The sequence below is a fragment of the Curtobacterium sp. MCJR17_020 genome (genome assembly GCF_003234365.2).
Taxonomy (GTDB): domain Bacteria; phylum Actinomycetota; class Actinomycetes; order Actinomycetales; family Microbacteriaceae; genus Curtobacterium.
This window is the reverse complement of sequence record NZ_CP126260.1, coordinates 1,200,265-1,216,057: the sequence shown is the minus strand read 5'-3', so window position 1 is coordinate 1,216,057 and position 15,793 is coordinate 1,200,265. Positions and strand designations below refer to the sequence as shown.

Sequence of the window (15,793 nt, the reverse complement as noted above, 5' to 3'; positions counted from 1 at the left end):
GATGGCCGGATCGACGCTCGTGTGACACGAGTTTAGCGGACGGGAGCATGCTGGAGGGATGCCCGACGACTCTGCCTCCGGCGAACGCCCGGAGTCCTCCCTCACCGTCATCATCGCCTTCGGCGCGAACCTGCTCGTCGCGATCGCGAAGACCATCGCGTCGCTCATCTCGGGTTCGGCCTCGATGGTGGCCGAGGCGGCGCACTCGTGGGCGGACACCGGCAACGAGATCTTCCTGCTCGTCGCCGAACGACGGGGCGCGCGGAAACGCGACACCGCACACCCGCTCGGGTACGGCCGCGAGACCTACATCTGGTCGATGTTCGCCGCGTTCGGGCTGTTCACCGCCGGCGCCATCGTGTCGATCTACCACGGCATCTCCGAGCTCGGCGAGACGGGTCCGGCCGAGGACGTACTGCTCAACTACATCGTGCTCGCACTGTCGTTCTGCCTCGAGGGCACGAGCTTCCTGCAGGCGTACCGCCAGGCCCACGGAGCGGCGACGAAGCGCAAGGTGCCGGTGCTGCGCCACGTGCTGCAGTCCTCGAACCCGACGCTGCGGGCCGTGTTCGCCGAGGACGCCGCTGCGCTCATCGGCCTCGTCGTCGCGTTCCTCGGGGTGTTCCTGCACCAGATCACCGGCCTGGCGATCTTCGACGCGATCGGTTCCATCGCGATCGGCGTGCTGCTCGGGGTCGTGGCGATCATCCTCATCGACCGCAACCGCCGCTTCCTGCTCGGCGAGAGCACGTCGCCCGAGCTCGAGAACGCCGTGCTCGTCGAGCTGCTCGGCCGCTCGCAGATCGAGCGCGTCACCTACCTGCACCTGGAGTTCGTCGGACCGTCGCGGGTGTACCTCGTCGCCGCCGTCGACCTGACGGGCAACGAGAACGAGGAGCACGTCGCGGTGCGGTTGCGCGACGTCGAGAAGTCGCTCGAGGACAGCCCGTACATCGAGGAAGCCGTGCTGACGCTGAGCTACCCGGGCGACGCCTCGCTGCGGCCGACGAGCGACGAGGTGCCCGAGGTCGTGCGCGACGGGACGGCCTCGGACGTGGCCGCCGGCGGCGCCGGGACGCTGCGCACCGACTGACGCGCGGGCGAGTCTCGGCCTCAGCGACACCTCTCGGGGCCCGACGCGCGAGAAGTGCCGCTCACCACGAGACTCGGGGCGCCCGTCGTCGGCGTCAGCGCGCGTCGAGGCCGGCGACCACCGGGGTCAGCGCCGCCGCGACGTACTCGACGAGCGGCCGACGAGCCACCCCGTCGGCGACCCACACCCCGAACGCCGCAGCAGCCGCCCCGAGCACCGCGCCCGACACGGTCTGCGGCCAGAGCGACCCCGGCTGCTCCCCCGTGCGCCCCGCCACGAAGGCGGCGACGGCCCCGTGCTGCGCCATCACCCGGACGGCGACCCCGGCGACGAGCTCGGAGCCGATGCCCATCACCTCGGCCTGCGCGACCGCCCACGGCACCCGCTCGGGGTCGTGGGCCCGGGCCGCGGCGAGCAGGGCCTGCTCCACCGCACGCACCGCACTGGGTTCGGTCGAGGCCGCCAGGTACCCGGGCAGCCCCGCGACCGCGGCGTCGAGCTCGAGCCACATCACGTCCGACTTCGCCGTGAAGTAGTTGAAGAACGTCGCGCGACTGACCCCCGCACGCACGGCGATCTGGTCGACCGTGGTGCGTCCGTACCCCTGCTCGAGGAACAGCTCGGCAGCGGCGTCCGCGAGGACCTCGGCGCTCGAGCGTCGAGGTCGGCCACCGCGGCGGATCGGTTCATCCATGGGCCCCAGTAAACCGCTAGACTCGTCCAGCCATGATCTTGGACTCAGTACAGAAAACCGTCGCCGCCGTCGCGAGCGCCACCGCCGTCGTCCTCGTCCTCGCGGGCTGCAGCGGTGCCGGGACGAGCACCACGAGCAGCAAACCGGTGAGCGGTGGGACCCTGACGTACGCCTCGGGCGACGCCGAGCCCACCTGCCTCGACCCACACGTCGGCGGCAACTACCCGCAGGCGCTCCTGGCGACGCAGTACATCGAGGAGCTCGTCGGGCTCGAGGACGGCGAGCCGACGCCCGAGCTCGCGACGAAGTGGACCACGAGCGACGACGGCAAGACCCTCACCTTCACGCTGCGCGACGACGTCACCTTCACCGACGGCACCCCGTTCGACGCCGCCGCCGTCGTGGCGAACATCGAGCACGTGCAGGACCCGGCCACCGCGTCGAGCACCGGCTACCTGGCGCTGCAGTCCATCACGAAGGCGACGGCCACCGACGACCACACCGTGACGCTCTCGCTGAGCCGTCCGGACAGCGCGCTGCTCGAGTCGTTCTCGCAGCCCTGGGTCGGCATGGAGTCCCCGAAGGCGCTCGAGCGCAAGCAGGCGACGAACTGCGAGTCCCCCGTCGGCACCGGCCCGTTCGAGGTCACCGGATGGAAGCACGGCGACCGCGTCACCCTGACGAAGAACAGCGACTACTGGGGGAAGACGAAGCCGCGGCTGTCCGGCATCACGTGGCGATTCCTGCCCGACTCGACGTCGCGCTACGCGGCGCTGCAGTCCGGCCAGGTCGACGTCATCGACAACGCGCAGCCCGACCAGCTCAAGGCTGCGTCGGCGAAGGGCGCCATCCGCGACCTCGACGCCCCGCGCCCCGGTGCCTCGAACCGCCTCGAACTGAACTCCGGCAACGGCGTGTTCCGCGACGAGGCCGTGCGCCAGGCGTTCATCGCCGGCGCGGAGATCGACCCCGGCCTGCAGTCGCTGTTCCTCGGCACGGCGAAGCGCTCGTACTCCGTGCTCTCGAGCGCCGAACCGCTGGCGTACTCCGAGAAGAGCCGGTTCGACTACTCGCCGTCGAAGGCGAAGCAACTGCTCGACGACGCCGGCTGGAAGGTCGGGTCGGACGGCATCCGGCAGAAGGACGGCAAGCAGCTCACCGTGACGTTCCCGGTGTCGACGAACCAGTCGGTGCCGGCCGAGCGCAGCCTGTTCCAGCAGATCCAGGCGTCCGAGAAGGCCGTCGGGTTCAAGGTCGTGCTCGACGAGCTCGACCTCTCCAGCTGGTACGCGGCCCTCGCGGCGAACGAGTACGACGTGGTCAGCGCCCCGTACACGAAGGTCGGCCCCGACGTCCTGCGGATCCTGTACGACAGCGCGAGCATCGAGCCGGCGCCGTCCGGGTACTTCGCGAACCTCGCGCAGCTCGACGACCCCGCGCTCGACACCCTGCTCGAGCAGGCGGCCCGCACCTCGGACGCCGACGAGCGCGCCGACCTGTACCAGCAGGCACAGAAGACGATCCTGGCGAGCGACACCGTGCTGCCCCTCTACGACCAGCAGAACCACTTCCTGGTGCGCTCGGCCGTGCACGGCATCCAGACGACCTCGGTGTCCACGCCCTGGTTCGGCACGGCCTGGATCGACCGCTGACGCGGATGCCCTGGGTGTGGTGGGCCGTCCGACGGCTCGCGGGCGGGATCGGCGTGCTCTGGGCCGTCGCGACGATCGTGTTCGTCGCGATCCGGCTCATCCCCGGCGACCCCGCACTCGCGATCCTCGGCGGCCCGGGCTCGCAGGCCTCCGCCGAGGCCGTCGCCCAGGTCCGGCACGAGTACGGCCTCGACCAGCCGGTGCTCGTGCAGTACGCGGTGTTCCTCGGCCGCCTCGCCACCCTGCAGCTCGGTGACTCGTACGCCTTCCGCACCCCGGTCGCGACGCTGCTCGGTCAGCAGCTCCCCGTCACGCTGACCCTGGCGGTCGCCGGGCTCGTCGTGGCCTGGGCTCTGGCGATCGTCGCGGCGTGGTGGTCGACGCAGCGCGGTCGGTTCGCCGCAGGACTGACGAGCGCGCTGAGCGTCACCGCGAGCGTGATGCCGCACTTCTGGCTCGGCAGCGTGCTCATCGTGGTGTTCGCGAGCGCCCTCGGCTGGGTGCCGGCGGTCAGCGACGGCACCGCGCGGGGTTGGGTGCTCCCGGTGCTGACGGTGGCCGTGCCGGTGGCCGGGTACCTCGCCGAGACCGTGCGGGACGGGGTGGTCGACGCGCAGCGGTCCGCGTTCGCCCTCGCCGCCCGGGGCCGCGGTGAGACCCGCCTCGGGCTCTTCGCCCGGCACCTGCTCCGCCACGCGGCGCTGCCCGGGATCGCCCTGTCCGCTTGGGCCTTCGGGTCCCTCGTGTCCGGCGCCGTCGTCGTCGAGTCCGTGTTCGCGCTGCCCGGCATCGGTCGCGCCCTGGTGACCGCGGTGACGCAGCGGGACATGCCGCTCGTCGCCGGCATCGCGCTGGTGTCCGCCGCCGCCTACGTCGTGGTGCTCGCGGTTGCCGACCTCGTCGAACGTGTCGTCGACCCGCGCACCGGCGGCCCGCGCACCGGCGCCCCGCGCGCCGGCGGCCGGCGCACCGGAGGCCCGCGCACCGGCGCCCCGCGCACCGGAGGCCCGCGCACCGGCGCCCCGCGAGCCACGCGACGCCGTGGACCCGGCCCCGAGGCGGCGGCGCGGTGAGCGGCATCGCCGAGCCGAGCCTCCTGGCCGGTGAACCGGTCGACGGACGTCCGGCAGCAGCACGTCGCCGGCGGCGGGGCCTCGGCGTCCCCGGCGCCGTCGCGGGCGCCGTGGTCCTGCTCGCCGTCGTGGCGGCCGCGTGGCCGGCGCTGCTCGGCGGCGCGGACCCGCTCGCGGTGCACCCGTCCGAGGCGCTCCTCGCACCGAGCGGCGCGCACCCCTTCGGCACCGATGAATCCGGACGCGACGTCCTGTCCCGGGTCGTCGCCGGCACGCGGGCCTCGCTCGTGGTCGGTGTGGCCGCGACCCTGATCGGCGGCGGGACCGGCGTCGTCCTCGGGGTCGTCGCCGGACTGGGCGCCGGCGCCGGACGTGTCGGCCGACTGCTCGACGCCGTGATCGGCCGCGTCACCGAGGTCGCCTTCGCCCTGCCGCTGCTGCTCGTCGCCCTGGTGGGCATCGCCGTCACCGGGCCCGGCCCGGTCCCCGCCGTGCTCGCCGTCGGCTTCGCCACCGCCCCCGGCTACGCCCGCATCGTCCGTGGTCTGGTCCGCGCGGCCCGGTCGTCGCAGGTCGTCGAGACCGCCGTGCTGCTCGGCCGCTCCCCCGTCCGCATCGTGGTCCGGCACGTCCTGCCGACCGCACTCTGGCCCGTCGTCGCCGTCGCCACGCTCGGCGTCGGACAGGCGATCGTCTGGGCCTCGGCGCTGAGCTACCTCGGTGTCGGGACACCGCCCCCGGCTCCGGAGTGGGGCGCGATGCTCGCCGACGGCCGGACCTACCTGCAGACCGCACCGTGGATGAGCACCTTCCCCGGGCTCGCCATCGTGGTGCTCGCGACCGCCGTCACCGTGCTCGGTCGCGCGATCCGCCGAACAGGAGTCGTCCGATGACCACCGTCCTCGAGGTCCAGGCGCTGCACGTCGCCATCGCGGGCACGCCGATCGTGCGCGACGTCGCCCTGCGGGTCGACGCCGGCGAGTGCGTCGCCCTGGTCGGCGCGTCCGGCTCCGGCAAGACCGTCACCGCCCGCGCCGCGCTCGGTCTGTCCGCACCCGGCTCCGCCGTCCGCGCCGACGCCCTCACCGTCGCTGGCCTCGACGTCCGCGCCTTCTCCGATCGTCGGTGGCGCCAGGTGCGCGGGTCGCGGGTCGGCTACGTCGGTCAGGAGGCCCTGGGCGCGTTGGACCCGCTGCGCCCGGTCGGGCGCGAGGTCGCCGACAGCCTCCGCCTGCACACCGAGATGGGTGCGGCCGAGCGCGTGGACGCCGTGCGCGATGCCCTGCGTGCGGTGGGCCTCGACCCGGACATCGCGACCGACGGCCGACTCGCCGGCACGCTGTCGGGCGGGATGCGGCAGCGAGCCCTCATCGCGGCGGCCACCATCGGGTCACCGGCGCTCGTGGTCGCCGACGAGCCCACGACCGCACTGGACGCCGGGGTCGCGGTCACCGTGATGGAGCAGCTCCGGGCGGCGCAGCAGCGTGGGGCGGGACTGCTCGTCATCACGCACGACCTCGGGCTCGTCGCAGGGTGGGCCGACCGGGTGGCCGTCATGCACGAGGGGCGGATCGTCGAGCAGGGGCCGGTCGCCGCGGTGTTGCAGGATCCGCAGCACGCCGCGACGCAGGCCCTGGTGCGCGCTGCCTCGCACGGTGCGAGGTCCCGCCGCGATGCTGTCGTCCGGTGCGAGGTTCCGGACATGGTGCGAGGCGCTGCGGATCGCACGGAACACGGAACCCCGCACGGAACAGAGGCGACCTCGCACGGTGCGAGGGGCGTCCTCGTCGCCGCGGGCCTCGCGCGCGGGTACGAGGGCGTCCGCGCCGTCGACGACGTGTCGTTCGGGCTCGACCGCGGGCGGGTGCTCGGGGTGATCGGCGCCTCCGGGTCGGGCAAGACCACCCTGGCGCGGATGCTGCTCGGGCTCGAGACGCCCGACGCCGGCACCGTCGCACTCGACGGAGCGCCCTGGGTGCCACTCCCCGAACACGACCGACGACCCCGGCGCCACCGCGTCGCGGCCGTCGTGCAGGACCCCGGTGCCACGTTCGACGAACGGTGGTCGGTCGAACGGGTCCTCGCCGACGCGTTCTCGCGGGGCGACGACCGCCGCGCCCGTGGCTCCCTCGCCGCCCGGGTGGACGCAGCGCTGCGACAGGTCGACCTCGACCCGGCGCTCCGGCCGCGGTCGCCGCTGACCCTGTCCGGTGGGCAACGGCAGCGACTCGCGATCGCCCGGGCGTTGGCCACCGACCCGGAGGTGATCGTCCTCGACGAGCCGGTCACCGCCCTCGACGCCACCGTGCAGGACGCCGTGCTGACCCTGCTCGAGCGACTCCGCGACGACACCGGCGTGGCGATGGTGTTCGTGTCGCACGACCTCCGGGCCGTGCGCCGGATGGCCGACGACGTGCTGGTCGTACACCGGGGCGCGGTCGTCGAGCACGGGGCCGCCGCGACGGTGTTCGCGCGCCCGGCGCACCCGGTGACCGCGCACCTGCTGCAGGCGGCCGAGCGGCTCGCCGCCGGGCCCGGACCACGGCCCTGAACGTGATCGGAGGCCCGGTGCGCGTCCGTGGCGGACGTGCACCGGGCCTCCAGGGCGGGTGTGACCGGGGTCAGGAGTCCGCGGACTCCTTCTTCGCCGCGTCACCCGAGATGATCGGGATCTCACTCGTCGCGAACTCCTTCGCCCAGTCGGACTGCGCGAACTCCGACGTCGGGTCGTTGTAGTCGTCGATCACGCCGGCGACCTCGTCCTCGGAACCGACCGTCGGGCCGGAGCCCATGAGCGGGGTGGCGGCGGTCTCCTTGGTGAAGTACACCGCGACGAGGCCGATGACGGCGGCCAGCATCAGGTAGAACGCGGGGATGTCCTCGGCCCAGCCGTAGCCGGCGTCCTTCGCGGCGTTGATGAGCGCCGAGGTCGCGAGCGGGGTGGTCCCACCGAACAGCGACACCGAGACGTTGAACGCGATCGCCAGGGCGCCGTAGCGGATGATCGTCGGGAACAGCGCGGGCAGCGTCGACGGCATGGTCGAGGTGAACGTCACGAGCACCACACCGAGGATGAGCAGGCCGGAGAACACCCCGACGCCCGTGCCGGTCTGGACGAGCTTGAGCGCCGGCCAGGACAGCAGGATGAAGCCGATGCAGCCGGCCGCGAGGACCGGGCGACGACCGAACTTGTCGGACAGCCGGCCACCGAACGTGATGACGACCATCATGAGCAGCATCACGACGACGATCAGGATGAGGCCGAACGTGGCGTTCTGGCCGAGGTTCTGCTCGAGGTAGGTCGGCATGTACGACAGCAGCATGTAGTCGGTCACGTTGAAGACCAGGACCAGGCCGATGCAGATGATGAGTGCGCGCCAGTTCTCGGCGAAGAGCTTGAGGAACGGGGTCTTCTGTCCCTCGCGCTCGGCGGCCTGCTCCTGCTGCTTCTGGAAGGCCGGGGTCTCCTCGAGCTTGAGCCGCAGGTACAGGCCGATCAGTCCGAGCGGGCCCGCGATGATGAACGGGATGCGCCAGCCCCAGCTGAGCAGGGCGTCCTCGGACAGGCCGAACTGCAGGCCGGTGACGATCGACGCGCCGAGCACGTAGCCGGCGAGGGTGCCGAACTCGAGCCACGAGCCCATGAACCCACGACGCTTGTCGGGCGAGTACTCGGCGATGAAGGTCGCGGCGCCGCCGTACTCACCGCCGGTCGAGAAGCCCTGCACGAAGCGGGCCACGAGCAGCAGGACCGGAGCCCAGAAGCCGATCGAGTCGTACGACGGGATCAGGCCGATCATCAGCGTGCCGGCGGCCATCAGGATCATCGTCAGCGCGAGGACCTTCTGCCGGCCGATCCGGTCGCCGATCGGACCGAAGACGGCGCCACCGATCGGTCGGACGATGAACGCCGCGGCGAAGAACCCGAAGGTCGCGACGATGTTCGCGGCCGGGTCGCCCTGCGGCAGGAAGACCTGCGAGATCGTGACGGTCAGGTACGCGAAGATGCCGAAGTCGAACCACTCCATCGCGTTGCCGAGGGCGGCGGCCGCCACGGCGCGCTTGAGCAGCGACTCCTCGACGACGGTGACGTCGTCCTTCGTCAGCTTGCGCCGAGCGCGCTTCGCAGCGCCCTTCGAGCGCAGCGGTCGGTCGCCGTGCGGCTGCGGCCGATCGCCGTGCGGGTGGGGTGCGTCGTTCGGTGCCAAGTCGTTCCTCCGGTGTGCGGTGCGTCCTTCGGGCGTCCGGCGGACGGCAACGGTGCAGTTCCTGCGAACCCGCGCTCGCCGGACAAACTCCGACAGACTACCAGGTCTCCGGCGTGTCCGACAGGTCGGTGTGGTAACCGCCGCTCCCGGCACTCGTGAGCCGCGTCGGTCCCGCCCGCTACGATTGGGGCACCTCGCATCGAGCGGGGACACTCAGGCACCTCATCACGGACTCGGTGCCGCACACACGCACGGAAGGCGCAGCCATGACCAAGCCCATGCCCGAGAAGCCCAGCGTCGACGGACTCGAGCAGGTCTGGGGGCCGGTCTGGGAGCAGGACGGCACCTACCGCTTCGACCGTGACGCCGCCGGCCACCGCGACGCCGTCTACTCGATCGACACCCCGCCGCCGACCGCCTCCGGATCGCTGCACATCGGGCACGTCTTCTCGTACACGCACACCGACCTCAAGGCGCGGTTCGAGCGCATGCGGGGCAAGCACGTCTTCTACCCGATGGGCTGGGACGACAACGGCCTGCCGACCGAGCGCCGCGTACAGAACTACTACGGTGTGCGCTGCGACCCGACCCTCCCCTACGACCCCGACTTCACGCCGCCGTTCGAGGGCGGCGACGGCAAGTCGTCGAAGGCCGCCGACCAGCTGCCGATCTCGCGCCGCAACTTCATCGCGCTGTGCGACCAGCTGACCGTGCAGGACGAGCAGCAGTTCGAGGAGCTCTTCCGCACCCTCGGCCTGTCGGTGGACTGGACGCAGTCGTACCGCACCATCGACGACACCTCGCGGGCCAGCGCCCAGCGAGCCTTTCTCCGCAACCTCGAGCGCGGCGAGGCCTACCAGGCCGACGCCCCGACCCTGTGGGACGTCACGTTCCGCACCGCGGTCGCGCAGGCCGAGCTCGAGGACAAGGAGATGCCCGGCGCGTACCACGGCATCGCGTTCCACCGTGCGGACGGCGGCGACGACGTCGTGATCCAGACGACCCGTCCCGAGCTGCTGCCGGCGTGCGTCGCCCTCGTCGCACACCCGGACGACGAACGGTTCCAGGACCTGTTCGGCACCACGGTCCGTTCCCCCCTGTTCGACGTCGAGGTCCCGGTGCTCGCACACCACCTGGCGCAGAAGGACAAGGGCGCCGGCATCGCGATGGTCTGCACCTTCGGCGACACCACCGACGTGGTCTGGTGGCGCGAGCTGCAGCTGCCGAACCGCGCGATCCTCGGCTTCGACGGCCGTGTCCGTTCCGACGAGCCCGCGTGGATCGAATCGGCGACCGGCAAGGCGCTCTACGCCGAGATGGCCGGCAAGACCGTGTTCTCGGCGAAGAAGGTCGTCGTGGACGCCCTGACCGAGTCCGGCGAGCTGGTGGGCGACGTCAAGACGATCAACCACCCGGTGAAGTTCTTCGAGAAGGGCGACAAGCCCCTCGAGATCGTCTCGACCCGCCAGTGGTACATCGTCAATGGTGCCCGCGACGAAGCCCTGAAGACGACGCTCCGCGCCCGCGGCGAGGAGATCGCGTTCCACCCGGACTTCATGCGCGTCCGGTACGACAACTGGGTCGGTGGCCTGTCCGGCGACTGGCTCATCTCGCGCCAGCGCTTCTTCGGCGTGCCGATCCCGGTCTGGTACCCGCTCGACGCCGACGGTAACCCGGTGTTCGACCAGCCGATCGTCCCGACCGAGGCGCAGCTGCCCGTTGACCCGTCGTCCGACCCGGCGCCCGGCTACTCCGAGGACCAGCGCGGCGTCGCCGGCGGGTTCCAGGGTGAGCTCGACGTCATGGACACCTGGGCCACCTCGTCGCTCACCCCGCAGCTCGCGGGCAAGTGGGAGACCGACCCGGCACTGTACGACCTGGTGTACCCGTACGACGTCCGCCCGCAGGCGCAGGACATCATCCGCACGTGGCTCTTCACGACGGTGCTCCGCAGCCAGCTCGAAGCGGACACCGTGCCGTGGAAGCACGCGAGCATCTCGGGCTTCATCGTCGACCCCGACCGCAAGAAGATGTCGAAGTCGAAGGGCAACGTCGTCACGCCGCTGTCGATCCTCGAGCAGCACGGCGCCGACGCGGTCCGCTACTGGGCGGCCTCGTCCAAGCTCGGCACCGACGCGGCGTTCGACCCGCAGAACCCGAAGCAGATCAAGGTCGGTCGTCGTCTGGCGATCAAGGTGCTGAACGCCGCGAAGTTCGTCTACGGCTTCCCGCTGCCCGAGGGCGCCACGAGCGTGACCGAGGCGCTCGACGTCGACATGCTCGCCGAGCTCGGTGCGGTCGTCGAGCAGGCCACCGCCGCGTTCGACGGGTTCGACCACGCCCGTGCGCTCGAGATCACGGAGCGGTTCTTCTGGACCTTCTGCGACGACTACCTCGAGCTCGTGAAGGAGCGTGCCTACGGCACGGCCGCCGACGCGACGCACGAGACCCAGGCGAGCGCGGTCCTGGCCCTGCGCGGCGCGATCGACGTGCTGCTCCGACTGCTGGCACCGTTCCTCCCGTACGCGACGGAAGAGGTGTGGGCCTGGACCCACGAGACCAGCGTGCACCGGGCCTCCTGGCCGACCGCGGCCGACCTGCCCACCGACGCGGCCCCCACCGGGCTGCTCGCGGCCGTCGGACAGGCGCTCATCGGGATCCGTGGGGCGAAGACGTCGGCGAAGGCGTCCCAGAAGACGCCCGTCACGCGTGCCGTCGTCGAGGCGCCGGCCGAGACGCGGGCGCTCATCGAGCGCGCGGCGGTCGACCTGGCGGCCGTCGGCCGCATCGAGAACCTGTCGTTCGTCGACGGCGACGAGCTCGCCGTCACCGAGATCGAGCTCGCGGAACAGCAGGCGTAACGTCGGTCGTCCGGCCGGGTCGCCTCGGCGATCCGGCCGGTCCACCACCGGACAGGAGGCACGGATGCAGTTGGGCACACGATGGAGCGTCGGTGGGGAGCCGCCTGCGCGACTGCCCGAGGCGATGGTCGTCGCCGTGCGCGGGGTCGAGGACGAGCTGGCGGCCGAGTCGGTCGACACCGGTTCGTGGGGTTGGACCCTGACGTTCTTGGAGGGCAAGCCGATCGTCGAGCTCGACGACGGCACCTCGATCCACCTCGACGATGCCGGGCACGCGCAGGTCACGAACCCCGACGACGCCGCGGAAGAGGACTAGCGCGGGGCGTGTTCGCTCGGTGAGCAGAAATGGTCGGGTCCCCGGTGGGAACCCGACCATCCCCGCTCACGATGCGGGCGCCGCGGGACGCCCGCCGCTCGCGCCTACTCGGCGAGCCAGGTGAGCAAGACCTCGTTCACCTCGGCGGTGTGCGTGGTGAGCAGGCCGTGCGGGGCGCCCTCGATCTCGACGTACTTCGCGGCCGGCAGGGCCTTGGTGAAGCGGCGGCCGGTGGCGTCGATCGGCAGGATGTTGTCCGCCGTGCCGTGCACGATGAGCGCCGGGACGGTCACCTTCGGGATGTCCTGACGGAAGTCGGTCGGCCAGGTCAGCGGTGCTGCGGCGGACGCGATCGCACCCGAGCCGGCGGCGACGTTCCAGGCGTTGCGGACGGCCTCTTCCGAGATGCGCGAGCCGAGGTTCTCCGACAGGTTGAAGAAGTCCTGGTAGAAGTTCGTGAAGTACGCGTACCGGTCCTTCTTGACGTCGGCGGCGATGCCCTCGAAGAACGACATCGGGCCGGCACCGTCGGGGTTGTCGTCGGTGATGGCCAGGAACGGCTCGAGCGAGGCGAGGAACGCGACCTTGGCGATCCGGTCCTGTCCGTGGCGGCCGATGTAGCGGGCGATCTCACCGGTGCCCATCGAGAAGCCGACCAGGATCACGTCGCGCAGGTCGAGGGTCTCGAGGACGGTGTGCAGGTCATCGGCGAAGGTGTCGTAGTCGTAGCCGGTGCTCGGCTGCGAGGACTGCCCGAAGCCGCGGCGGTCGTACGTGATCACGCGGTAGCCGGCGTCGAGCAGGGCCGGGGTCTGTCCCTCCCACGAGTTGCCGTCGAGGGGGAAGCCGTGGATCAGCACGATCGGCTGACCGGTTCCCTTGTCCTCGTAGTGGAGTTCGATGTCGACGCTGTTCTCGGTTCCGACGGTGATGGCACCCATGATCGTTTCCTTCCCTGAGCCTCGCGGAGAACGTCCGTTCTCCGTCGATGTGCCCTACACTAGAGAACGATCGTTCCCGGCGCAACTCGGGAACGGTGACCACGCAGCGAACGGGGTACGTCATGGCAACCAGCACCATCAGCACGGTCGACGCCGACGTCCGCGCACACATCGTGGACGTCGCCGACCAGCTGTTCTACGCGCGCGGCATCCAGTCGGTCGGCATGGACGAGATCCGCACCGGCGCAGGCGTCTCGCTGAAGAAGCTCTACGCGGCGTTCCCCGGCAAGGAGCAGCTCATCGCGGCCGTCCTGTCCGGGCGGCACGACCTGTGGGAGCGCGGCGTGCACGGCGCGGTCGAGGCGGCAACGGCCCCGCGCGACAAGCTGCTCGCCGTGTACGACTTCCTCGAGTCGTGGTTCGGCGACGACACGTTCCGCGGTTGCGGGTTCATCAACGCCTTCGGCGAGCTCGGCGCGACCTCGCCCGCGGTCGCCGAGATCGCCCGCGACCACAAGGACTCGTTCCAGCGGTTCGTGCAGGAGCTCACCGCCGAGGTCGTCACCGAACCCGACCGTGCCGAGGAACTCGCCGCACAGCTCGCCCTGCTCGCCGAGGGCGCGCAGACCACCGCGGCGATCGCCGGCACCACGACGCCAGCGGCGCACGCCCGCCGTGCCGCGTCGACGCTGATCGACGCCGCGACCCGCTGACCGAGAACGCACCCACAGGGCGGACGGGAGGCGCGGGGCCAGGCCGCCACGGGCCTCCCGTCCGCCCCGTCACGGCGCGACGTCCGTAGGGTGGTTGCCATGGCAACCCCGTTCGACGTCCCGAGCACCCTCCCCTACGCCCTGCCGCCCTTCGGCGACGTGCGACTCGAGCACTACCGACCGGCCTTCGAGGCTGGCATGGCCGAGCAGCGCGCCGAGGTCGAGGCCATCGCCACCGATCCGCACGCACCGACGGTCGAGAACACCCTCATCGCCCTCGAGCGCTCCGGGCAGCTGCTGACCCGTGTCAGCCACGTGTTCTTCACGCTGTCGTCGGCGGACTCGACACCGGAGCTGCACGACCTCGAGGCCGAGGTCTCGCCGTTGCTCGCGGCCCACCGCGACGCCATCACCCTGGACTCCCGGCTCTACGCCCGCGTGCAGTCGGTGCTCGACGGCGCCGCAGCCGCCGGGCTCGAGGGCGAAGCGCTCCGCCTGGTCGAGCGCACGCACGCCGAGATGACCCTGGCGGGCGCCGGGCTCGACGACGCCGGCAAGGAGCGCCTCACCGCGATCAACCAGGAGCTGTCCACGCTCACCACGACGTTCGAGCGCAACCTGCTCGAGGACACCAACGACTCCGCCGTGCACGTGACCGACGAGGCCGAGCTCGAGGGCCTCGACGACGGTGCGAAGTCCGCCGCAGCCGGGTCCGCCGCCGACCGTGGGCTCGAGGGGTGGCTCATCACGCTGCCGCTCTACACCGGCCACCCGTGGCTGCCGTCGCTCGCGAACCGCAGCCTGCGCGAGCGGATCATGCGCGCCTCGCTCGCCCGCGGCCGCCGCGGCAACCAGTACGACAACCGCGAGGTCCTGCTGCGCATCGTCCGGCTCCGTGCCGAGCGCGCCGAACTGCTCGGGTTCCCGAACCACGCCGCCGTCGTCACTGCCGACGAGACGGCGAAGACCCCCGAGGCCGTCGACGGGCTGCTGTCGTCGCTCGTCGGCGCTGCGGCACGGAACGCCGACGACGAGCGCGCCGTCCGGTCCCGCACCGTCGGGTTCGACATCGAGTCGTGGGACTGGGCCTACGCCACCGAGATCCTGCGCGGGGAGCAGTTCGCCGCGGACAGTTCGGCGCTCCGACCGTACTTCGAGGCCGACCGGGTCCTGCACGACGGCGTCTTCCACGCCGCGGGTGCCCTCTACGGCCTGACGTTCACCGAGCGTCCGGACCTGCACGGCTACAACGACGAGGTCCGGGTCTTCGAGGTCACCGGCGACGACGACGAACCGGTCGGGCTCTACCTGCTCGACCTGTACACGCGCGACGGCAAGCGCGGTGGCGCGTGGATGAACCCCGTCGTCGAGCAGTCCGAGCTGCTCGGCACGCTGCCCGTCGTGGTGAACAACCTCAACGTCGCGAAGCCGGCCTCCGGGTCGCCGACACTGCTCATCCAGGACGAGGTCGAGACGCTCTTCCACGAGTTCGGCCACGCGCTGCACGGTCTCATCGCCCGCACCACCTACCCCCGGTTCTCGGGCACGAACGTCGAGCGCGACTTCGTCGAGTTCCCGAGCCAGGTGAACGAGATGTGGGTGTCGTGGCCGTCGGTGCTGGCGAACTACGCGAAGCACCACGAGACCGGCGCACCGCTGCCGCCCGAGCTCGTCCTGGGCCTGAGCGAGTCCGAGGGCTTCAACGAGGGCTTCGGCACGACCGAGTACCTGGCCGCGGCGCTGCTCGACCAGGCCTGGCACCGGCTCTCCGCGGCAGAGGCCGCCGCGGTGGCGTCCGTCGAGGACTTCGAGCGCTCGGCGTTGGAGGCCGCCGGCATCGCGGTCGAGGCCGTGCCGCCGCGCTACTCGTCGACGTACTTCGCGCACACGTTCTCGGGCGGGTACGACGCCGGGTACTACGGCTACATCTGGTCCGAGGTGCTCGACGCCGACACGGTCGAGTGGTTTCGCGACAACGGCGGGCTGGACCGTGCAGCCGGTCGACGCTTCGCGGAACGGCTGCTGGGCGTCGGTGGCTCGAAGGACCCGCTCGAGGCCTACCGCGACTTCCGCGGCCGTGACGCCGAGGTCGGCCCGCTGCTGCGCCGCCGCGGCCTCGAGTAGGGCGCGCGGGGACCGGGCGCTTCCGGGCGTACTGCGTCGATTCGGGCGTACCTGGTCGGAACTTTCGACCAGGTACGCCCGATCTCACCTTCCATCGCAGCCGTCATGGGAAGAACCA

At 71.5% G+C, this 15,793-nt stretch carries 12 protein-coding genes; 9 read left to right on the top strand and 3 right to left on the bottom strand.

Annotated elements, in window-relative coordinates:
- Window positions 1-58: 58 nt before the first annotated feature.
- Window positions 59-1,093 (top strand): cation diffusion facilitator family transporter, encoded by a 1,035-nt coding sequence (locus DEJ14_RS05805; protein ID WP_111084526.1) that lies wholly within the window; start codon window positions 59-61, stop codon window positions 1,091-1,093.
- Window positions 1,094-1,187: 94 nt separating this feature from the next.
- Here DEJ14_RS05805 and DEJ14_RS05800 read toward each other — a convergent pair whose 3' ends face one another.
- A complete protein-coding gene (locus DEJ14_RS05800; protein WP_111084525.1) occupies window positions 1,188-1,787 on the bottom strand; it encodes a TetR/AcrR family transcriptional regulator in 600 nt (199 codons plus the stop codon).
- Window positions 1,788-1,819: 32 nt separating this feature from the next.
- Between DEJ14_RS05800 and DEJ14_RS05795 the strand changes: the two genes are divergently transcribed.
- The 4 genes from DEJ14_RS05795 to DEJ14_RS05780 are packed head-to-tail and all read left to right on the top strand — an operon-like array spanning window position 1,820 to window position 7,063.
- The gene (locus DEJ14_RS05795; RefSeq protein ID WP_111084524.1) at window positions 1,820-3,439 is read left to right on the top strand and encodes an ABC transporter substrate-binding protein; all 1,620 of its coding nucleotides are present in this window, start codon (window positions 1,820-1,822) and stop codon (window positions 3,437-3,439) included.
- A 5-nt stretch (window positions 3,440-3,444) separates the two neighbouring features.
- Entirely contained in the window at window positions 3,445-4,512 is a 1,068-nt protein-coding gene (locus DEJ14_RS05790) for an ABC transporter permease (RefSeq protein WP_258373198.1), read from the top strand.
- Window positions 4,509-5,405, top strand: a complete 897-nt coding sequence (locus DEJ14_RS05785; RefSeq protein ID WP_258373197.1) for an ABC transporter permease — start codon at window positions 4,509-4,511, stop codon at window positions 5,403-5,405. Before DEJ14_RS05790 ends, DEJ14_RS05785 begins: the two co-directional genes overlap by 4 nt.
- Entirely contained in the window at window positions 5,402-7,063 is a 1,662-nt protein-coding gene (locus tag DEJ14_RS05780; RefSeq protein ID WP_111084523.1) for an ATP-binding cassette domain-containing protein, read from the top strand. Before DEJ14_RS05785 ends, DEJ14_RS05780 begins: the two co-directional genes overlap by 4 nt.
- Window positions 7,064-7,133: 70 nt before the next feature.
- On the opposite strand, the gene proP is transcribed toward DEJ14_RS05780, so the two are convergent.
- Entirely contained in the window at window positions 7,134-8,720 is a 1,587-nt protein-coding gene (gene proP / locus DEJ14_RS05775) for a glycine betaine/L-proline transporter ProP (protein WP_248704603.1), read from the bottom strand.
- Window positions 8,721-8,986: 266 nt separating this feature from the next.
- Here proP and valS point away from each other — a divergent pair, with 266 nt between their 5' ends.
- The gene (valS, locus tag DEJ14_RS05770; RefSeq protein ID WP_258373196.1) at window positions 8,987-11,581 is read left to right on the top strand and encodes a valine--tRNA ligase; all 2,595 of its coding nucleotides are present in this window, start codon (window positions 8,987-8,989) and stop codon (window positions 11,579-11,581) included.
- 64 nt (window positions 11,582-11,645) lie between these two features.
- Window positions 11,646-11,897 (top strand): hypothetical protein, encoded by a 252-nt coding sequence (locus tag DEJ14_RS05765; protein ID WP_111084522.1) that lies wholly within the window; start codon window positions 11,646-11,648, stop codon window positions 11,895-11,897.
- Window positions 11,898-12,001: 104 nt separating this feature from the next.
- On the opposite strand, the gene DEJ14_RS05760 is transcribed toward DEJ14_RS05765, so the two are convergent.
- Entirely contained in the window at window positions 12,002-12,838 is an 837-nt protein-coding gene (locus tag DEJ14_RS05760) for an alpha/beta fold hydrolase (protein WP_111084521.1), read from the bottom strand.
- Window positions 12,839-12,960: 122 nt separating this feature from the next.
- Between DEJ14_RS05760 and DEJ14_RS05755 the strand changes: the two genes are divergently transcribed.
- A complete protein-coding gene (locus DEJ14_RS05755) occupies window positions 12,961-13,551 on the top strand; it encodes a TetR/AcrR family transcriptional regulator (RefSeq protein WP_111084626.1) in 591 nt (196 codons plus the stop codon).
- A 99-nt stretch (window positions 13,552-13,650) separates the two neighbouring features.
- The gene (locus DEJ14_RS05750) at window positions 13,651-15,675 is read left to right on the top strand and encodes a M3 family metallopeptidase (protein ID WP_111084520.1); all 2,025 of its coding nucleotides are present in this window, start codon (window positions 13,651-13,653) and stop codon (window positions 15,673-15,675) included.
- Window positions 15,676-15,793 lie beyond the last annotated feature (118 nt).